Raw genomic sequence first — 20,539 nt, forward strand, 5'->3', positions numbered from 1 at the left:
GTCAGACCTGGCTCTTTTGCCAGCGGTGCACGTCTCTTCTGACGAGCCTACCAAGGCTACTGACGAGCACACCCCTGATTCCTCTAACGACGATCAGCCCAAGGCACCTGCTTGCGTGCCCGCTTGATGAGCTATCCGAGGCCTGACCGGCCGTTACCGGACTCAGCGCAACACATTCAAACAGTCGAATGCTGATAGTTATTAACGTCAGTGGATTATCGGCAGATACACTTCCCGACAGCGATGATGCAGACGACCCGGTCGAGCCACCGTTTTACTGTGCCTCAAGACCAAGAGCCGGTTACGCCTGCTGATTTCGGGTCCATATTTCGCGCAGTGATGATGAGAACGCCATGGCCGGGCTGATTCCCCAGAGCTTTATTGACGACCTCCTGAACCGCACCGACATCGTCGACGTGGTCAGCTCTCGCCTGCAAATGAAGAAAGCAGGCAAGAACTACACGGCCTGCTGCCCGTTTCACAAGGAAAAAACCCCGTCGTTCAGCGTCAGCCCCGACAAGCAGTTCTACTATTGCTTTGGCTGCGGCGCGGGCGGCAATGCCCTCGGCTTCATCATGGACCACGACAACCTGGACTTTCCCCAGGCCGTCGAAGAACTGGCCAAAGCCGCTGGCATGGAGATTCCCCGGGAGGAAAGCGGTCGGCAACACAAGCCGCGCCAACCGACCGACTCGCCGCTCTATCCACTGCTGACCGCGGCGGCCGACTTTTATCGCCAGGCCCTCAAAAGCCATCCGGCACGCAAGGCAGCGGTGGATTACCTCAAGGGTCGCGGCCTGACCGGCGAAATCGCCCGGGACTTCGGCCTCGGCTTCGCCCCGCCCGGCTGGGACAATCTCTATAAGCATCTAAGCAGCGACACGCTGCAGCAACGCGCCATGATCGACGCCGGCCTGCTGGTCGAGAATGCCGAAACCGGCAAGCGCTACGACCGCTTCCGCGACCGGGTAATGTTCCCCATCCGCGACACCCGCGGGCGGATCATTGCTTTCGGTGGCCGAGTACTGGGTGACGACAAGCCCAAGTACTTGAACTCCCCGGAAACCCCGGTCTTCCATAAAGGCCAGGAACTCTATGGCCTGTACGAAGCGCGCAAGAACAACCGCAATCTCGACGAAATCATTGTCGTCGAAGGCTACATGGACGTTATCGCCCTGGCCCAGCAAGGCCTGCGCAACGCCGTCGCGACCCTGGGCACGGCCACCAGCGAAGAACACATGAAGCGCCTGTTTCGCGTGGTGCCCAACGTGCTGTTTTGCTTTGACGGCGACCAGGCCGGCCGCAATGCCGCCTGGCGTGCACTGGAAGCCACCCTGCCGTGCCTGCAGGACGGGCGGCGTGCACGCTTCCTGTTCCTGCCAGAAGGCGAGGACCCGGATACCCTGGTGCGCTCCGAGGGGACCGATGCGTTCCGCGCGCGGATCAATCAGCACGCGCAACCATTGGCCGATTATTTTTTCCAGCAATTGACCGAAGAGGCCGATCCGCGCTCACTCGAAGGCAAGGCCCACATGGCCACTCTCGCGGCACCACTGATCGACAAGGTGCCTGGCGCCAACCTGCGCACGCTCATGCGCCAGCGCCTGACCGAGATCACCGGCCTGAACAGCGAAGCGGTCAATCAACTGGTCCACAGTGCGCCTCAGGAGGCGCCACCGACCTACGACCCGGGTATCGATTACGACGCGATGCCAGATTTCGCCGACTATCATCAACCGCAGCAGGACTATGCACCGCAGCAGGAATGGACGCCGAAAAAACCCGGCAGCGGCGGCAAGAAATGGGACAAAAAGCCTTGGGACAAGAACGGCAAGCGCGGCGATCGTGACCAGCCACGTGCCCCGCGCGTGCCGGCCGCCGTCGAACCACCAACACTGGCCGCCTTGCGCACCTTGCTGCATCACCCGCAACTGGCTGAAAAGGTCGAGGACGCCGGGCACTTCGCCGCCGAGGACCACAGCAATACGCAATTGCTGGTCGCGCTCCTTGAAGCGGTGCAGAAGAACCCCAAGCTAAACTCTTTCCAGTTGATCGCACGATGGCATGGCACCGAACAGGGGCGTCTGTTGAAGGCCCTGGCCGAGAAGGAATGGCTGATTGAAGGAGATAACCTTGAACAACAGTTTTTCGACACCATTACTAGCTTGTCCGCCCGCCAACGCGAGCGAAATCTGGAACAACTTCTGCGAAAAGCTCGCCAGAGCGAGTTGACCAGCGAAGAGAAAAACCAATTGCGCGACTTACTCAGCCGCAATGTTTGCGCATCAAACCCGACCTCAACTGGCGCGTGAGGTCACAGCTCAGGTATAATCCTCGGCTTGTTTTTTGCCCGCCAAGACCTTCAGTGGATAGGGTGTTATGTCCGGAAAAGCGCAACAGCAGTCTCGTATCAAAGAGTTGATCCTATTGGGTCGTGAGCAGGGCTACCTGACTTACGCGGAGGTCAACGACCACCTGCCGGAGGATATTTCAGATCCGGAACAGGTGGAAGACATCATCCGCATGATCAACGACATGGGGATCAACGTATTCGAGGTTGCTCCAGATAAGGATGCCCTTATGCTGGCCGACGCCGATACCGACGAGGCGGCCGCTGAAGAAGCGGCCGCAGCGTTGGCAGCGGTCGAGACCGACATTGGTCGCACCACGGACCCCGTGCGCATGTACATGCGTGAAATGGGTACGGTAGAGCTCCTCACACGCGAAGGCGAAATCGAAATCGCCAAGCGTATTGAAGAAGGCATCCGTGAAGTGATGGGCGCAATCGCGCACTTCCCTGGCACGGTTGACCATATTCTCTCCGAGTACACCCGCGTCACCACCGAAGGTGGCCGCCTGTCCGACGTCCTGAGTGGTTATATCGACCCGGACGACGGCATTGCGCCGCCTGCCGCCGAAGTGCCGCCGCCGATCGACGCGAAAGCCGTCAAGGCCGACGACGACACCGATGACGACGACGCCGAAGCCAGCGACGACGAGGAAGAAGCCGAAAGCGGTCCGGATCCGGTCATCGCTGCACAGCGTTTCGGCGCTGTGGCCGACCAGATGGAAATCACCCGCAAGGCGCTGAAAAAGCATGGTCGTAACAACAAGCAGGCCATCGCCGAGCTGTTGGCACTGGCCGAGCTGTTCATGCCGATCAAGCTGGTGCCCAAGCAGTTCGAAGGCCTGGTGGAGCGTGTTCGCAGCGCCCTGGATCGTCTGCGTCAGCAAGAGCGCGCGATCATGCAACTTTGCGTGCGTGATGCCCGCATGCCACGCGCCGATTTCCTGCGTCAGTTCCCTGGCCACGAAGTCGACGAAAGCTGGACCGATGCCCTGGCCAAAGGCAAAAGCAAATACGCCGAAGCCATTGGTCGCCTGCAACCGGACATCATTCGTTGCCAGCAGAAACTGAGCGCGCTGGAGACCGAAACCGGCCTGAGCATCGCTGAGATCAAGGACATCAACCGTCGCATGTCGATCGGCGAGGCCAAGGCCCGCCGCGCGAAGAAAGAGATGGTTGAGGCGAACTTGCGTCTGGTGATCTCCATCGCCAAGAAGTACACCAACCGCGGCCTGCAATTCCTCGATCTGATCCAGGAAGGCAACATCGGCCTGATGAAAGCGGTGGACAAGTTCGAATACCGTCGCGGCTACAAGTTCTCGACTTATGCCACCTGGTGGATCCGTCAGGCGATCACTCGCTCGATCGCCGACCAGGCCCGCACCATCCGTATTCCGGTGCACATGATCGAGACGATCAACAAGCTCAACCGTATTTCCCGGCAGATGTTGCAGGAAATGGGTCGCGAACCGACCCCGGAAGAGCTGGGCGAACGCATGGAAATGCCTGAGGACAAGATCCGCAAGGTACTGAAGATCGCCAAAGAGCCGATCTCCATGGAAACCCCGATCGGTGACGACGAAGATTCCCATCTGGGTGACTTCATCGAAGACTCGACCATGCAGTCTCCGATCGATGTCGCCACCGTTGAGAGCCTCAAGGAAGCGACTCGCGAAGTACTCTCCGGCCTTACTGCCCGTGAAGCCAAGGTACTGCGCATGCGCTTCGGCATCGACATGAATACCGACCACACCCTTGAGGAAGTCGGTAAGCAGTTCGATGTCACCCGTGAGCGGATTCGTCAGATCGAAGCCAAGGCATTGCGCAAATTGCGCCACCCGACGCGAAGCGAGCATCTGCGCTCCTTCCTCGACGAGTGACCTTCAAACCCCCGGCCCTGCCGGGGGTTTTGTTATGTACAGATAAAATCCCCCCGTGCTGTCCCCCCGCCCTATTGCCCGTCTACACTCGAAACATCCTCCCCAAGCGATGACGAGACACTGATGCCCAGACTGACGGCCGCGCTTTTGCTGTCCTTGATAACCTGGACCGCAACAGCTGGCGCGTTGACGCTCACTGAAGAGGAGCTTCGCTGGCTCAAGGACCACCCCGACCTGCGCCTGGGTGTCGATGCCTCATGGCCGCCGTTTGAGTTTCGAGATGATCAGGGCCGCTATCAGGGCTTGGCCGCTGATTACGTCGAAATCATCCGCGAACGGCTGGCTATCCAGCTCACACCGATCGAGCCGGTCAGTTGGACTGTAGTGCTGGAGCAGGCCGCACAGGGCAAGATCGATCTTTTGCCGGGCATCATGTCCACCCCCGAACGGCAGAATTACCTGGCGTTTACTCGCCCCTATCTCGATTTCCCAATCGTCATCCTGGCCCATCATGGCGGCGCCCAGCCGCATAACCTTAAAGAGCTGTACGGGCTGAAAATCGCTGTGGTGGAGAACTACGCCCCCCACGAACTGCTGCGCAACCACCATCCCGATCTGAACCTGGTGGCGCTGCCGAATGTCAGTTCAGCCCTGCAAGCGCTGGCAACCGACGAAGTGGACGCGGTGGTAGGTGACCTCGCTTCCAGCGTCTGGAGCCTGCGCCAACTCAAGCTCGATGGCCTTTATGTCAGCGGGGAAACACCTTATCGCTATCAACTGGCAATGGGCGTCCCTCGGGATAACAAGATACTGGTGAGCATCCTGGACAAGGTCCTGGCGGATATGACGCCAGCGCAAGTCAACGAGATCCAGGAGAAGTGGGTCGGCAATGTGCACGATTACCGCCAGCTCTGGTCAGACTTGCTGCTTTACGGCCTGCCCGCGCTGCTCCTCTTGATCGGCGTACTGGCAGTGGTGATTCGCATCAACCGTCGGCTCAGCTCGGAAATTGCCCGACGGGTCGAGCTTGAACAGGAACTACGCAGCAGCGAATACCATTACCGTGGTCTGGTGGAGAGTTTGTCGGCGATTGCCTGGGAAGCAAGGGTTAGCGATTTCACCTACAGCTACGTCTCCCCCCACGCCGAGGAATTGCTCGGCTACCCCCTCGCCCACTGGCTGATTCCGGGCTTCTGGCGCAACATCATTCATCCGGCTGACCTGATCCGCGCCCAGACCTATTGCGATCATGAAGTGCAGGCAGGTCGCGATCACTGCATCGATTACCGTGTTATCACCGCCGACGGGCGCTGCCTGTGGGTGCGCGACATTGTCAGCCTGATCGAGCACGGTCACGAACCAGTGATGCGAGGGTTGATGATCGACATCAGTGAGGCCAAGCACACCGAGGAAGCGTTGCGCCTTTCGGAGCAGAAGTTCGCCTCGGTATTCCGCCAGTGCCCGGACATCCTGGTGATAGCGCGCTTGATGGACGGCTGCCTGCTGGAGGTCAATAAAGCCTTCGAAGAGCAGATTGGCCTGAGCGCCGCAGAGGTAGTGGGCCAGACCGCGACCGAACTGAATATCTGGGGCATCCAGGGCGTTGGCCCAAGCCTGTTGCAGCGTTTGCAGGCCGGGAGCATTCGCAATCTGGAAATGCCCTTTCGCCGCAGCAACGGCCAGGAGTTCACCGGACTGATCTCCGCCGAACCCTTTGACCTCGACACGACACCCGCCCTGGTCGTGGTGGTGCGTGACATCAGCCAGCTCAAAGAAACCCAGCAGCAATTGCAGACATCCGAAGAGAAGTTCGCCAAGGCTTTCCACGCCTCCCCCGATGGCTTGCTGCTGTCGCGGCAAAGCGACGGCCTGCTGATTGAAGTCAACGAAGGTTTCAGCCGTATCACCGGCTTCAACAGCGCTTTATCGGTAGACCGCTCGACCCTGGATCTGGGTATCTGGGTCAATCTCAACGAACGCAAACAAATGCTCGATCTGCTGAAGCGAGACGGCTTCGTGAGGGATTTCAGCTGCCATATCCGCCGCAATGACGGCCAGATACGACTCTGCGAAGTGTCCAGCCGTCCGCTACCCATCGGCAATGAAGACTGCATGCTGACCATCGCCCGGGACATCACCGAACGCCATCTGATGCAGGAAAAGCTGCAGCAGGCCGCCACGGTGTTCGAAAGCACCGCCGAGGGTGTGTTGATCACCGATACACAACAACACATCAGCGCGGTGAACCGTGCCTTCACTGAAATCACCGGCTACAGCGAAACCGAAGCCTTGGGGCATACGCCACGGCTATTGGCTTCCGGCCTGCACGACAGCGCGTTTTACGCCGCGATGTGGCACCAGTTGACGGCAGAAGGACACTGGCAGGGAGAGATCTCCAATCGGCGCAAGAATGGCGAGTTGTACCCCAGCTGGCTGACTATCAGCGCTGTGCGCAACCGGAACCAGCAGATCACCCACTTCGTCGCGGTCTTCGCCGACATTTCCAGCCTCAAACACGCCCAGGCCCGGCTCGATTACCAGGCTCACCACGACCCGCTTACCGGCTTGCCGAATCGGACGTTGTTCGAAAGCCGTTTGCTCACGGCACTGAACAGCCAGCAGGAAAATGGTGGCCAGGGGGCGGTGCTATTCTTGGACCTGGACCGCTTCAAGCACATCAATGACAGCCTCGGACACCCGGTCGGCGACCTGCTGCTCAAAGGCATTGCCGTACGCCTGCGCGAACAGTTGCGCGACATCGACACCGTGGCACGCCTGGGCGGCGACGAATTCATCATTCTGCTACCGGGCCTGCAGCAGCCCAGCGACGCCGAGCACATCGCCCAGAAACTGTTGAACTGCTTCGCCGCGCCCTTCCAGGCCGGCGAACACGAATTTTTCATCAGCGCCAGCATCGGCACCAGCCTCTACCCGCAGGATGGCTGCGACGTCGCCACACTGGTCAAGAATGCCGACGCGGCGATGTACCGTTCCAAGTCCAAGGGACGCAATCGGGTGGAAAGCTACACCCGCGACCTCACTGCCCAGGCCAGCGAGCGAGTGGCATTGGAGCACGAGCTACGGCGGGCGATTGAACGCAACGAGTTGTCATTGTCCTTCCAACCGAAAATCAGCCTCGCCGACAACCAACTGGTGGGTGCCGAAGCGTTGATCCGCTGGACTCACCCTACGTTTGGCGACGTGCCGCCGGAACACTTCATCCCCCTTGCGGAAGAAAACGGCATGATCCTGCAAATCGGCGATTGGGTACTGGAGCGCGCCTGCCGACAGTTATGCGAATGGAACGACGCTTACGACAGCCTTGGCCCCCTTTCGGTCAACCTGGCCGGGGCCCAGCTGCGCCAACCCAACCTATTGGGGCGTATCGAACAACTGCTGCGCGAGCACCAACTCGAACCTGGCTTATTGCAACTGGAAATTACCGAAAACTTCATCATGAGCCAGGCCGAAGAAGCCCTGACGGTACTGCACCAACTGAAAAAACTCGGCGTACAACTGGCTATTGATGACTTCGGTACCGGCTACTCATCCCTGAGCTACCTCAAGCGTCTGCCACTGGACATCCTCAAGATCGACCAGTCTTTCGTCCGCGGCCTGCCCGACGACCCTCATGACGCAGCCATCGTGCGGGCAATCATCGCCCTGGGCCGCAGCATGCAATTCACCATCATCGCCGAGGGCGTCGAAACCCTGGCCCAGCAACAATTCCTGACTGAAGAAGGTTGCGAACAGATCCAGGGCTATATCGTCAGCCTGCCCTTGTGCGCCGAAGAGTTTGCAGCAACGTTTCTTCGTATGACCGTATCGGATTTTTCGGATAGCACAGCCGAGAAACCGTCGCTATAATCCGCGACCTACTGAGGGCCTATAGCTCAGTTGGTTAGAGCAGAGGACTCATAATCCTTTGGTCCACGGTTCGAGTCCGTGTGGGCCCACCATCTTGAAAGCCGCGCATTGCGCGGCTTTTGCGTTTTTGAGACTGCGGATTTTGCACGCCCGGACGTAATGCACAGAGCAGACAGACAAGCAAGGCTGATACTGTTGGAAAAGTAGCCCACGCGCGGCAACCGGCAGCACAAACACTGCGCATCCCAAGTACTTTGAAGGCAGCGACCCGAGTGAACATCGACACACGCATCAAATTCCGTCATCTGGTGTGTTTTCTCGAAGTGGCGCGTCAGGGAAGCCTGGCCCGTGCGGCAGACAAATTGGCAATCAGCCAACCAGCGCTTTCCAAGACGCTCAAGGAGTTGGAAACGTTGTTGGCTGCCGTGTTGTTCGAACGCAGCAAGAAAGGGACGACGCTGACGGAAGCCGGCGTAGCTTTTCTGCGATATGCGGGGCCGAGCGTGCAAGCGCTGCGCGAGGGGGTCAATAGTTTGCGCGCAGGTGTCCACGAGCCCGTTGCCCTTAGCGTCGGTGTGCTCTCCACGGTTGAAAGCATGTTGATTCCGGAGGTTGTCCGTCGATTGCATGCTCGACATCCGGCCCTGGTGGTCAGTGTGGTGACCGGCCCCAGTGCATACTTGCTATCGCAACTGCGCGTCGGTGAGCTGGACCTGGTGGTAGGCAGAATGACCGATAGCCCATTGATTCATGGGTTGGCGTTCGAACACCTCTACAGCGAATCCATGACCCTGGTGGTGTGTAACGACCATCCTGTGCTCGCAAATCCACAGGGGCATAAGAGCCTCGAAGACTATCCATGGGTCCTTCCTTTGGCGGGGACGACGATCCGTAAATTCGCCGACGCCCTGTTTGTGCAACACGGCATTAGCCCATCGCGCCAACGCCTGGAAACCTTATCGGTCGCGCTGAGTCGGCGCTACGTACAATGCAGCCAGGCCATTTGGGTAGCGCCTTTCGATGCTGTCAGGCAGGACTTGAGACAAGGCACTTTGGTGGAGCTGGAATTAGGGACGCGCGAACCAGGCGGTTCCGTGGGGCTATGCACAAATCCCGCGTTACCGATAACACCGCAGGCGCAGTGGTGCATGGAGGCACTTCGCGAAGTCGGTCAGGAATACCTCGAAGGAAAATATCCATAACCATTTGGATATGGATCAAGTCGTTTTTTTCAATTTTGGGTTGGGTCGAGCAAGAGGAAACTGGACTACCAGTCGCTGCCAACGCAGCACTTGCCTCTGACGAACCATAACAATAGGAAAAATCGACATGTCTGATGCGCATGACAGCCGCTTCGTCATTCGTGACCGTAATTGGCACCCCAAAGCCCTGACGCCTGACTACAAGACTTCGATCCTGCGTTCGCCGCGCCAGGCCTTGGTGAGTATTCCCCAGTCTCTATCGGAAACCAGCGGGCCGGATTTTTCCCATCTGAAAATGGGCCAGCACGATAACGATCTGCTGCTCAATTTCAATCACGGAGGCCTGCCCATCGGCGAACGCATCATCGTCGCGGGCCGAGTCTGTGATCAATTCGGTAAGCCAATTTCCCATACGTTGGTGGAAATGTGGCAGGCCAATGCGGGTGGCCGTTACCGGCATAAGAAAGACAGTTACCTGGCGCCGCTTGATCCCAATTTCGGCGGGGTCGGCCGTGCGCTGACTGACCGTGACGGCAACTACAGCTTCCGCACGGTCAAGCCCGGCCCCTACCCATGGCGCAACGGCCCCAATGACTGGCGGCCAGCCCACATCCACGTCTCCATCAGCGGCCCATCCATTTCTGCGCGTTTGATTACTCAGTTGTATTTCGAAGGTGATCCGCTCATTCCCATGTGCCCGATTGTCAAGACGATCGCGAATCAGGAGGCGGTGCAAAGTTTGATCGCCAAACTTGATATGAGCATGGCCAATCCGATGGATTGCCTGGCTTATCGCTTTGATATTGTTCTGCGCGGACAGCGCAAGACCCACTTCGAAAACCGCTGAGGAGGCATGCGAATGTCCGTTCAACTTCTGCCTGAAACCCCTTCGCAAACGGCCGGTCCTTATGTGCATATAGGCTTGGCGCTAGAGGCGGCTGGTAATCCGTCGCGGGAACAGGAAATCTGGAATGAAATGGCCAAGCGTGGCGCGCCAGGTGAGCACATCGTACTGATGGGCCACGTTTATGACGGTAACGGCCATTTGATTCGTGATGCATTTCTGGAGTTCTGGCAGGCAAATCCAGAAGGCGTCTATGACCCCGAATACGATCTGGAAAAGCCCTTCAATTGTTTTGGCCGCACGGCCACCGCCGATGACGGAGAATGGATAATCAAGACCGTCAAACCCGGCACAGTGAAAAACACCGCAGGGCTTCCCATGGCCCCGCATATCAACGTTGCCCTGTTTGCTCGAGGGATCAACATTCACTTGCAGACCCGCCTGTATTTCGACGACGAAGCCGAGGCGAACGCCGTGGACCCCATCCTGGGTCTGATCGAGCAACCGCCACGTCGCCAGTCCCTGATGGCCAGGCGTTCCACGCTGGATGGCAAACTGGTTTATCGGTTCGATATTCATGTGCAAGGTGAATCGGAAACGGTGTTCTTCGATTTTTAATCGCTACTTGCACAGTGTCGGGCATAAGCGCTCGGGATCGATGAAGTTGCCTAGACGCCGGCCTCCCCTAAAACCAGACCCATCAGGGTCTGGTTTTTTATCGAATTGAGCTTTAAAGACTGACGTTTTTTTGATCGTCATAACAACTCAGGCAACCAACCGCTCCCCCGCCCTTGTCCCTGTACTCACCTACAGTAATACTCTGCGAAGTTCACAATCCCCACGCCTAAGACCATCCAGCTTCCTCACCGAGACGCCCATCATCGCCAGCCCCAGCCTCTCTAGACTGTTTCTTGACCTGTTCTGGCAACTCAGCATCCTGCTGGTGCCGGCCTTTTTCGTCACGCTGCTGCCACCCCCCTGGCTTTATTGGTGGTGCTGTTCTTCGGCCTGCTGATGGGACTTGCCGCGCGCCTGGGCTGGCTATCGATCGGTCGAGGCTGTGCCCGGCTAATGATCGGTGCCGTGTTCGGCCTGGGCTTCAGCCTGGGCAGGGCCCTGCCCGAGTGGTGGGGTATCCTGGTCGCAATCGTCAGCATCATCGGTGGACTCGCGTGCGTCAGTGCATGGGAGCGGCGTCTGGGCCTGGTCGTGGTTTCCGTCAAAGGGCCGAGTGCCTGGGGTGGAAACGAGCCGCTGCTGACCCCGGAAGGCGAGCCGATCCGGGTGTTCAACCACAGTGAAATCGCGATGGGCGGCCCCACCTATTGCGATTATCTGTTTCCCGATGGTGTGCTCCTGCAAGGCCTCGGTTCCTCAGCAGTGTTCTCCAGCGATGGACGTTATTTTGCTGCGCCAGTACCGTCCCGGCAGAATTGGGGCCTGGTGGTCCTTGATCGTCTACAGCGCCAGCTGTACCGCTGTGCCGATAGCGAGCTCTGGGAGCTGGACACGTTTGATCTCGACGTATTGCGCGGTCGCCACAGCCCATTGGTGGACGACAGCGTTCGCGAAACCCGACTCGGTGAGCTGTTACAAACGGCCAGCGTTTCCAATCTGGTGCCTGTCGCCGATCTCTGGCTGGAACCCGACGGGTATCCGGAGAATGTCCCGCACACTTTCGAACGACATTCCGCTGATGGTCTGCAACGCCTGCAAGGCAACATTTCATTGCCCTCGACCTTCCGTGATCTGGCCCAGCCACTGGAGCCCCTGCGTTCGCCGCGCTACACCGTCAGCATCAACGGGCAACCATCGGACCTGCTGATGGCGGCCGATGCGCCGTTGGTATGGAGCACTGATCAGCGCGCCCTGGCGTGCCTGGCCCAGGAACATGCCAGTCAGGCAGATGGCGACCAATATTGGTTATGGCACGTTGACGATGGCTGGCGCGTACTGCCCGCGCCTTGGGTGAAGAGCGCCACCGAACCCTCTTTCTATTGGCATGAATTATTGAGCCTCGAGGCGAACCATGTGCGTATCGGGTCGTACCTCGATTATCCGCGACCAGGCTCTGGCCGTTATGGCTACCGCCTGGACAGTATCCATAGCGATACCGAAACCCAGGCCGGTCATGACGCCCAAGGCCGCGTGCAAGTCGCTGAATTCAAATTGACCCGCACCGCCATTGTCATGCCGTTGGACAACAGGGGCCGGCGAGGTGACTCGTACCTAGAGACGCAGCCGATGCAGGGTGGGGTGTGCGCGCAGTTGGCCTGGCTTGCCGACAATAGCGCTGGGCTTGGCGGTTATCGCTGCCAGATCGGTGACTGGCACTTGCCAGGAAGTTGGTTGCTGGACCATCGAGTCTCTGACTGCGGGCGTTATCTGGCGCTGCTACCGTTTGAAGACTCAACGACAGTGACAACCCATGCAGTGATTGCAGATGTGCAAGAACGACGCCTGCTACCAGGGCCCGCTATGTGGGTAGAACGGATACTCGATTTTCGGGATGGCCGGCTGAGTCTCGCGGTGATTGCCGGTCGTCTTGGGCAAGACCTGGAAAGCAGCGCGCTGCAACGCTTCAACATCCCTGCGCCGCAGCCGGGCAGCGACCCTTCGTTCTTTCACGCCTGCGAACAATCCCGACTGTTCTACAACACCGTGGACCTGCAGGTGACAGGCTCACAACTGCACAGCGTTGCCCCTTGGCGCCTGGTGGATCGTGCGCAAGTGGCCAACGCCGACGGTGACTTCATCTTCCCCGCGCCCGGTCATCAGGATGCCGCCTGGTTATTCGGCAGCGAAACGGAATATGCCGACAGTTGGGTACGTGCGCAGACGCCCCGGCTTGGAGGCTGCCTGCTGACGGCGTCAGGCTGCGCTTTGGTCGACCTGGCACCCTCGATGATCTGGTCGGCCGATGGCCGCTATCTGGCGCTGACCTGTATGGCAACGAATGTGACAGAGGTGTGTGGCAGCTATCGTGGCTGGCAGTTGCTACTACTCGATGTTCAGGAGCACACGTTGCGGGTGCATTCGCAATGGCTGGGCAACCGGCCAGTGTTTGAACGCTTCGACGACGAACAGCTGCATGTACGCTGTTTTGAGCGTGATTGGGAAGCAGAAGGCGCTGACGACCCAGGTTCAATCCAGTCGTTCTCACTGGACCTTTTGTTGCAGTTGCCCGCTGAGCAGCTGGTTTGCCAGGATGGTTTCTGGCTCAGGTCTTCGCAGGTGAACTTGGCGCCCCTCTGGCGAGCACTGACTTTACCTGCCATTGACTATTTCCAACCTGAGAGCCTGTAACATGCCCGTCACCGATGCCCGCGCCGGAGCCCACCTTGCCTGACACCCGCCCTCCCGTCCTCGACGAAATCGACCGCCAACTGATCGCGGCGCTGCAAATCAATGCCCGGGAAAGCGTCGCCATGCTCGCCCGGCAGCTAGGCATCGCCCGCACGACCGTGACCTCGCGGTTGGCGCGGCTGGAAAAAACCAAGGTGATTACTGGATACGGCGTGCGCCTGGGGCAGCGGATGATAGACGGCGGCTTGCAGGCTTATGTCGGCATCAAGGTTCAACCGCGCTCCGGCAAGGACGTACTGCGGCGCTTGAGCGCCATGGCCCAGGTCCAGCAATTGTGCGCGGTCAGCGGTGAGTTCGATTACGTCGCCTGGTTGCGCACAGACTCGCCGGAGCAGTTGGACCAGTTGCTGGACCAGATCGGCAGCGTGGACGGTGTGGAGAAGACCACCACTTCGATCATCCTCAGCAGCAAGATCGATCGGGGCCAGCCGGTCTAGGGCCTGAGACTTACCTTGCTCGCGATGGCGTTGATTCAGCCACATCTTCATGACTGACAGGCCGCTATCGCGAGCAAGCTCGCTCCCACAGAGAACCTGCTTCGTCATTACGACTCATCAATACGTCAAAGTGACTTAAAACCACTCAAAACGACGACATATTGTGTCTTATTAACGTGTTACACCCTCCCTAGAATGGCTGGCATCTTTCCTATACTCAGACGCGAACGTCGTGTCGAGTCGCCCATCAAGGTCAGTCATGAACAAGAACAATCGCCACCCAGCAGACGGTAAGAAACCCATCACCATTTTCGGGCCGGACTTTCCCTTCGCCTTTGACGACTGGATCGAGCATCCGGCTGGCCTGGGCAGTATTCCGGCCCACAATCACGGTGCGGAAGTAGCGATTGTCGGTGCCGGTATCGCTGGCCTGGTGGCGGCGTACGAATTAATGAAGTTGGGCCTCAAGCCCGTGGTCTATGAGGCGTCGAAAATGGGCGGGCGCCTGCGCTCGCAAGCGTTCAATGGCGCCGAAGGCGTAATTGCCGAACTAGGCGGCATGCGCTTTCCGGTGTCGTCCACCGCCTTCTATCACTATGTCGACAAGCTGGGCCTGGAGACAAAACCGTTCCCCAACCCACTGACCCCGGCCTCCGGCAGCACCGTCATCGATCTGGAGGGCCAGACCTACTACGCACAGAAATTGGCCGACCTTCCTGCATTGTTCCAAGAGGTTGCCGACGCCTGGGCCGATGCGCTGGAGGACGGTTCGCGTTTTGGTGAGATCCAGCAAGCGATTCGCGACCGCGACGTGCCACGGCTCAAGGCGCTGTGGAACACCCTGGTACCGCTGTGGGACGACCGCACGTTCTACGACTTCGTCGCCACCTCCAAGGCGTTCGCCAAACTCTCGTTCCAGCACCGCGAAGTGTTCGGCCAGGTCGGGTTCGGCACCGGCGGCTGGGATTCGGATTTCCCCAATTCGATGCTGGAGATCTTCCGCGTCGTGATGACCAACTGCGACGATCATCAACACCTGGTGGTCGGCGGCGTCGAACAGGTCCCCCACGGCATCTGGAACCACGTGCCGGAGCGCTGCGCGCACTGGCCGGAAGGTACCAGCCTGAATTCGTTGCACCTGGGCGCCCCGCGCAGCGGCGTGAAGCGCATCGCCCGCGCCGCCGATGGCCGGTTCAGTGTGACGGACGTCTGGGATAACACCCGTGAGTACGCCGCAGTGCTGGTCACCTGCCAGAGCTGGCTGCTGACCACCCAGATCGAATGTGAAGAGGCGCTGTTCTCGCAAAAAATGTGGATGGCCCTGGACCGCACCCGCTACATGCAATCGTCGAAGACGTTCGTAATGGTCGACCGGCCATTCTGGAAGGACAAGGACCCGGAAACCGGCCGCGACCTGATGAGCATGACCCTCACCGACCGCCTTACTCGCGGCACCTATCTGTTCGACAATGGCGATGACAAGCCCGGGGTGATTTGCCTGTCGTACTCCTGGATGAGCGATGCGTTGAAAATGCTGCCGCATCCGGTGGAAAAACGCGTGAAGCTGGCCCTCGACGCCCTGAAAAAAATCTACCCCAAGGTGGACATCGCCGCACGGATCATCGGCGATCCAATCACCGTGTCCTGGGAAGCCGACCCGCATTTCCTCGGTGCATTCAAAGGCGCCCTGCCTGGCCACTATCGCTACAACCAGCGCATGTACGCGCATTTCATGCAGGACGGCATGCCGGCCGAACAGCGCGGGATCTTTATCGCTGGCGATGACGTCTCATGGACACCGGCCTGGGTCGAAGGCGCGGTACAGACCTCGCTCAATGCCGTGTGGGGAATCATGAAGCACTTCGGCGGTGAAACTCACGCCGAGAACCCGGGTCCAGGTGATGTGTTCCACGAGATCGGTCCGATCGCCCTGCCCGAATAAAAGGAGTTTTTGATGCGTGTAGCCCTTTACCAATGCCCACCGCTGCCACTGGATCCGGCCGGCAACCTGCAACGCCTGCACCAAGTGGCGCTGGAGGCCAGGGGCGCCGATGTGCTGGTGCTACCCGAGATGTTCATGACCGGCTACAACATCGGCGTCGATGCGGTGAATGTATTGGCCGAGGTCTACAACGGCGAATGGGCGCAGCAGATCGGCCGAATTGCCAAGGCGGCCAGTCTGGCAATTGTCTATGGCTACCCCGAACGCGACGAAGACGGACAGATCTACAACTCGGTGCAACTGATCGATGCCCAGGGCGAACGCCTCGCCAACTACCGCAAGAGCCACCTGTTCGGCGACCTCGATCACGCGATGTTCAGCGCCGGCGACGACGCATTGCCCATCGTGGAACTCAACGGCTGGAAACTCGGTTTCCTGATCTGCTACGACCTGGAGTTCCCGGAAAACGCTCGACGCCTGGCCCTGGCCGGTGCCGAGTTGATCCTGGTACCGACCGCCAACATGCAACCCTACGAGTTCATCGCCGACATCACCGTGCGCGCGCGGGCCATCGAGAACCAATGTTTCGTGGCTTACGCCAATTATTGCGGTCACGAAGGTGAATTGCAGTATTGCGGCCAAAGCAGCATCGCCGCACCGGATGGCAGTCGTCCCGCGCTTGCAGGGCTGGACGAGGCCTTGATCGTGGGTGAGCTGGATCGACAGCTGATGGAAGATTCACGTGCGGCCTATAACTACCTGCACGACCGTCGGCCTGAGCTTTACGGCGACTTGCACAAGCACTGACCCTGGCGAATCCGCTAGCATGAGCACTTCTCTGTTTTGGAAACGCTCATGCCGGCCGCCGACTCCCTCCATCCTCATGCTGAAACCCTGGCCAACGGCCTGCGGGTGACAGTGCGTCATATGCCCGGCCTCAAGCGCTGCGCGGCGGTGCTGCGGGTAGCGGCCGGCAGCCATGATGTACCCCTGGCCTGGCCAGGCTTGGCGCACTTTCTCGAGCATCTTTTCTTCCTGGGCACCGAGCAGTTTCCCACAGGGGAAAATTTGATGGCCTACGTGCAGAGGCACGGTGGCCAGGTCAATGCGCGCACCAGCGAACGCACCACGGATTTCTTCTTCGAATTGCCACCTACGGCCTTTGCCGGCGGATTGGAGCGGTTGTCGGACATGCTTGCACATCCGTGCCTGGATGAGGCCGATCAGTTGCGCGAACGAGAAGTGCTGCACGCAGAATTCATCGCCTGGTCCCAAGACGCGGCAGCCCAGCGACAGGTTGCCCTGCTCGACGGACTGTCGGCGGCCCATCCGCTGAGAGGTTTTCATGCGGGTAATCGCGACAGCCTTGCGGTGTCGCAGCCCGAATTCCAAACGGCATTGCACGACTTCTATCGACGGTTTTACCAGAGCGCTCAAATGACCCTGAGCCTGGCCGGCCCGCAAAGCGCCGAAACCTTGAAGGCATTGGCCGAGCGATTCGGTGACAACATTGCGCAGGGCGAAGCGGTTGTCAGGGATTTGCCACCCACGCTGATGGAAGCGTCCCCGGCCGTTTATCAACAGCCCCGCGAAGGTTGTCTCGATCTGCTATTGGCTTTCGAAGATTTACCCGTCGCCTCGCCACAAGCCATGGATTTTCTCTGCACGTGGCTGAACTCCAGCAAACCGGGCGGCCTGCTCGCCACGTTGCGCCAGCGCGGCCTGGCTGACAGCCTCAAGGCCACGCCGCTGTATGAGTTTGCCGGGCAGGCGCTGTTGCACATCGAGTTCAAGCTCGACAACGATCAAGCGTCGAACCAAATCCAGCCGTTGCTGCACGATTGGCTGGGATTTTTCGCCGCCCAGGACGACTGGGCGTTATTGCGCGAGGAATTCACTGCGCTGCTGCAACGTCGATATGAAATGGGAACAGCGCTGCAACTGGCCCGTTGGGACAGTGAGAAACGCAACGGGCCCTTGTCGGAAAATGATCTGGCGAGGCTCAGGGAAATCCTCAAGCAATTGCACCCTGTGGATAACGTCACCGGGCAATGGCAACTACCCGCGCCCAACCCGTTCCTGCAAACGCCAAGCGAACCACCCCGCGCCGGCTTGATACGCGGCCAGACCAGCGCCCACCGCGGCCTACGAACCTTTGCCCAGGACCGCTCCCGAGGCCGACGGGAACGCTCGCCGATGCAATTTAGCCAGACGCTGGTGGACAACACCCCGCAGGGCGCGGTGTATCTGCGCTGGCGGTTGGCGGCGCCAGCACCGCTCGACCTTCAAACCAGGCTCGACCGGCATCTGCAAGATCTGCGTGAAGAGGCGTGTCAGGCCGGTGTAGACGTCACTTTCGAGCCCTGCGGCAATCATCAATGGCTGCTGAAACTGGTCGGCCTGCAGGCGCCCATACCGTTGGTGCTCGAGCACATCCTGGCGAAACTGGGCCAACCGCTGCCGACGGTCCAGGCCAGGAACGCAATCGCATTGATGCCGATCCGACACCTGCTGAGGGAGTTGCCGAATTATCGTCAGCAACACTTGCAGCCCTCGGCATCGCCACTGGCCGACAACCTGTGGACGACAGCCCAGTGGGACGGCCTGGCCATCGGTCTGTCAGCGGCCACCCAAGGCGCAATCAGCCCAACCCTGGCCCAGGTGCCCGGCATCGCCGCCCAGGAAGTCGAGCCGACGACACCCTCCCGGCAACGTATCTGGCACATGCTCCAACCTCCTGGCGATGAACAGGCCGTGTTGCTGTTTTGCCCCACGCCAACCCCGGCCTTGTCCGATGAAGCGGCGTGGCGGTTGCTGGCGCAGCTGTGCCAGACGCCGTTTTACCAGCGCCTGCGGGTCGAATTGCAGTTGGGCTATGCAGTGTTCAGTGGCTTGAAACAGCTCGATGGGCAAACCGGTGTGTTGTTTGGTGTTCAATCGCCCAGCGCTTCGGCGGGACAGTTGATCGCCCACGTCGAACAATTCCTGAACGAATTACCAGAGCTGATCCAGCAGATCGACGATGCGACCCTGAGCAGCCAGCAGCAGGCCCTCGCCGCCCAGCTTCAAACCACCACCCTGCCGTGCGCCCAGGCTGCAGAACTGCTCTGGCAGGGCAAGCTGGCCGGCCGCCCGTCGGATTATCTCCAGCAGTTATCCGACGCTATCTTGCTACTGGGGCGCGAACAGCTATTGCATGCCGCCAGGCAGTTGGCTGACGCTGAAGGTGGACGGCATTGCCTGGCCAACGGGGCTTGCCCGGGATCCTCCTGGCAAGCGGCAGGATGATCATTGCAGCCACTGCAATGAGCTTTCTTTGAGAATCGCGGCGAACGAACAGGTCAGATTTAGTAACATAGCCACCTAAGCATCTGAACATCTCCGAACGGAGGTGGACTATATGTATAGATCGCACCGTACCATCTAATCAAAGCATCCCAACCAAAGGAGTATTCCCATGTCCTGGTCCAAACCCGCATATATCGACCTGCGTATCGGTTTCGAAGTCACCATGTACTTCGCCAGCCGTTGATTGCTGCAGGCGCTTAAACACGCAGCACAACGCCTCGGTCTACCGGGGCGTTTTTTATTACGGTTTGCAGAGGGAGCGGCCATGTTCGTCCAGATTCTAGGTTCCGCCGCCGGCGGCGGTTTCCCCCAGTGGAACTGCAACTGCGCCAATTGCGCAGGTTTTCGCAATGGCAGCCTGCGGGCCGAGGCGCGCACCCAATCGTCCATCGCCATTTCCGATGACGGTGTGAACTGGGTGTTGTGCAACGCTTCTCCGGACATTCGCGCCCAACTCCAGAGCTTCGCCCCGATGCAGCCTGGCCGGGCGCTACGGGACACCGGCATTGGCGCCATCATCCTGATGGACAGCCAGATCGACCACACCACCGGCCTGCTCAGCTTGCGTGAGGGTTGCCCACATCAAGTCTGGTGCACCGACATGGTCCATGAAGACCTGAGCACCGGTTTCCCGCTATTCAACATGCTGACCCACTGGAACGGCGGGCTGAGCTGGAACCGCATCGAGCTCGACCAGAGCTTCATCATCCCGGCCTGTCCGAACCTGCGCTTCACGCCACTGCCATTGCGCAGCGCCGCCCCACCCTATTCCCCGCATCGTTTCGACCCGCACCCGGGCGACAACATCGGCCTGATCGTCGAAGACCTGCGCTCCGGCGGCAAACTGTTCTACGCTCCGGGCCTGGGCAAGGTGGACGGACCGTTGCTGGAGATCATGGCCGACAGCGATTGCCTGTTGGTGGACGGCACGATGTGGGACGACGATGAAATGCAGCGCCGTGGCGTCGGTACCCGCACCGGTCGGGAGATGGGCCATCTGGCACAAAACGGTCCCGGCGGGATGATCGAAGTGCTGGAGCAGTTGCCCTTGCCGCGCAAGATCCTCATTCATATCAACAACACCAACCCGATCCTCGACGAAGACTCGCCCGAACGGGCTGAACTTGTACGCCGAAAGATTGAAGTGTCTTACGACGGAATGAGTATTGAGTTGTAGGAAGAGCGGAACGAGTCTGGGGGCGAGCTTGCGGTGGGTCAGCCAGGATGATGCCTGAAAGGACACTATCGCGAGCAAGCTCGCTCCCACAGAGGTCCGAGTCGTACTGGATATCTGATTCACAGCAAA

At 59.4% G+C, this 20,539-nt stretch carries 13 protein-coding genes and 1 tRNA gene; all 14 read left to right on the plus strand.

Features of this window, described 5'->3' with window-relative positions:
• Nucleotides 1-353: 353 nt before the first annotated feature.
• The 14 genes from dnaG to pqqB all read left to right on the plus strand — a co-directional run bounded on the left by dnaG (nt 354) and on the right by pqqB (nt 20,410).
• Nucleotides 354-2,312, plus strand: coding sequence for a DNA primase (gene dnaG / locus J9870_RS26670; protein ID WP_210641501.1), 1,959 nt, complete (start codon nt 354-356; stop codon nt 2,310-2,312).
• 67 nt (nt 2,313-2,379) lie between these two features.
• Nucleotides 2,380-4,227 (plus strand): RNA polymerase sigma factor RpoD, encoded by a 1,848-nt coding sequence (rpoD, locus tag J9870_RS26675; protein WP_135847475.1) that lies wholly within the window; start codon nt 2,380-2,382, stop codon nt 4,225-4,227.
• A 123-nt stretch (nt 4,228-4,350) separates the two neighbouring features.
• A complete protein-coding gene (locus J9870_RS26680; protein ID WP_210641503.1) occupies nt 4,351-8,094 on the plus strand; it encodes an EAL domain-containing protein in 3,744 nt (1,247 codons plus the stop codon).
• A gap of 15 nt (nt 8,095-8,109) precedes the next feature.
• Nucleotides 8,110-8,186, plus strand: a tRNA-Ile gene (locus J9870_RS26685).
• A gap of 180 nt (nt 8,187-8,366) precedes the next feature.
• A complete protein-coding gene (gene pcaQ, locus J9870_RS26690) occupies nt 8,367-9,296 on the plus strand; it encodes a pca operon transcription factor PcaQ (protein ID WP_210641505.1) in 930 nt (309 codons plus the stop codon).
• A gap of 127 nt (nt 9,297-9,423) precedes the next feature.
• Nucleotides 9,424-10,143, plus strand: coding sequence for a protocatechuate 3,4-dioxygenase subunit beta (pcaH, locus tag J9870_RS26695; protein WP_210641507.1), 720 nt, complete (start codon nt 9,424-9,426; stop codon nt 10,141-10,143).
• Nucleotides 10,144-10,155: 12 nt separating this feature from the next.
• A complete protein-coding gene (pcaG, locus tag J9870_RS26700; protein ID WP_210641509.1) occupies nt 10,156-10,758 on the plus strand; it encodes a protocatechuate 3,4-dioxygenase subunit alpha in 603 nt (200 codons plus the stop codon).
• 372 nt (nt 10,759-11,130) lie between these two features.
• A complete protein-coding gene (locus J9870_RS26705; protein WP_246883054.1) occupies nt 11,131-13,446 on the plus strand; it encodes a hypothetical protein in 2,316 nt (771 codons plus the stop codon).
• 35 nt (nt 13,447-13,481) lie between these two features.
• Nucleotides 13,482-13,943: an Lrp/AsnC family transcriptional regulator gene (locus tag J9870_RS26710; RefSeq protein ID WP_092169790.1), complete on the plus strand. Its 462-nt coding sequence runs from the start codon at nt 13,482-13,484 to the stop codon at nt 13,941-13,943.
• Nucleotides 13,944-14,202: 259 nt separating this feature from the next.
• Nucleotides 14,203-15,885, plus strand: a complete 1,683-nt coding sequence (locus tag J9870_RS26715; protein ID WP_210641511.1) for an NAD(P)/FAD-dependent oxidoreductase — start codon at nt 14,203-14,205, stop codon at nt 15,883-15,885.
• A 12-nt stretch (nt 15,886-15,897) separates the two neighbouring features.
• On the plus strand, nt 15,898-16,692 hold the full coding sequence (locus J9870_RS26720) for a carbon-nitrogen hydrolase family protein (RefSeq protein WP_210641513.1): 795 nt from the start codon (nt 15,898-15,900) through the stop codon (nt 16,690-16,692).
• A gap of 48 nt (nt 16,693-16,740) precedes the next feature.
• On the plus strand, nt 16,741-19,173 hold the full coding sequence (gene pqqF, locus J9870_RS26725) for a pyrroloquinoline quinone biosynthesis protein PqqF (protein ID WP_210641515.1): 2,433 nt from the start codon (nt 16,741-16,743) through the stop codon (nt 19,171-19,173).
• Between the two features lie 169 nt (nt 19,174-19,342).
• Nucleotides 19,343-19,417 (plus strand): pyrroloquinoline quinone precursor peptide PqqA, encoded by a 75-nt coding sequence (gene pqqA, locus J9870_RS26730; RefSeq protein WP_003177660.1) that lies wholly within the window; start codon nt 19,343-19,345, stop codon nt 19,415-19,417.
• A gap of 81 nt (nt 19,418-19,498) precedes the next feature.
• Nucleotides 19,499-20,410 (plus strand): pyrroloquinoline quinone biosynthesis protein PqqB, encoded by a 912-nt coding sequence (gene pqqB, locus J9870_RS26735; RefSeq protein ID WP_210641517.1) that lies wholly within the window; start codon nt 19,499-19,501, stop codon nt 20,408-20,410.
• The last annotated feature ends 129 nt before the right edge of the window (nt 20,411-20,539 follow it).

The sequence above is a fragment of the Pseudomonas sp. Tri1 genome (assembly GCF_017968885.1).
GTDB lineage: Bacteria > Pseudomonadota > Gammaproteobacteria > Pseudomonadales > Pseudomonadaceae > Aquipseudomonas.

Bases quoted from the DNA above. Each gene is read 5' to 3' on its own strand.
- pqqB (WP_210641517.1), top strand. From the start codon at position 19,499: ATGTTCGTCCAGATTCTAGGTTCCGCCGCCGGCGGCGGTTTCCCCCAG.
- pcaH (WP_210641507.1), top strand. From the start codon at position 9,424: ATGTCTGATGCGCATGACAGCCGCTTCGTCATTCGTGACCGTAATTGG.
- pcaG (WP_210641509.1), top strand. From the start codon at position 10,156: ATGTCCGTTCAACTTCTGCCTGAAACCCCTTCGCAAACGGCCGGTCCT.
- J9870_RS26715 (WP_210641511.1), top strand. From the start codon at position 14,203: ATGAACAAGAACAATCGCCACCCAGCAGACGGTAAGAAACCCATCACC.
- pqqF (WP_210641515.1), top strand. From the start codon at position 16,741: ATGCCGGCCGCCGACTCCCTCCATCCTCATGCTGAAACCCTGGCCAAC.
- J9870_RS26720 (WP_210641513.1), top strand. From the start codon at position 15,898: ATGCGTGTAGCCCTTTACCAATGCCCACCGCTGCCACTGGATCCGGCC.
- dnaG (WP_210641501.1), top strand. From the start codon at position 354: ATGGCCGGGCTGATTCCCCAGAGCTTTATTGACGACCTCCTGAACCGC.
- J9870_RS26680 (WP_210641503.1), top strand. From the start codon at position 4,351: ATGCCCAGACTGACGGCCGCGCTTTTGCTGTCCTTGATAACCTGGACC.
- rpoD (WP_135847475.1), top strand. From the start codon at position 2,380: ATGTCCGGAAAAGCGCAACAGCAGTCTCGTATCAAAGAGTTGATCCTA.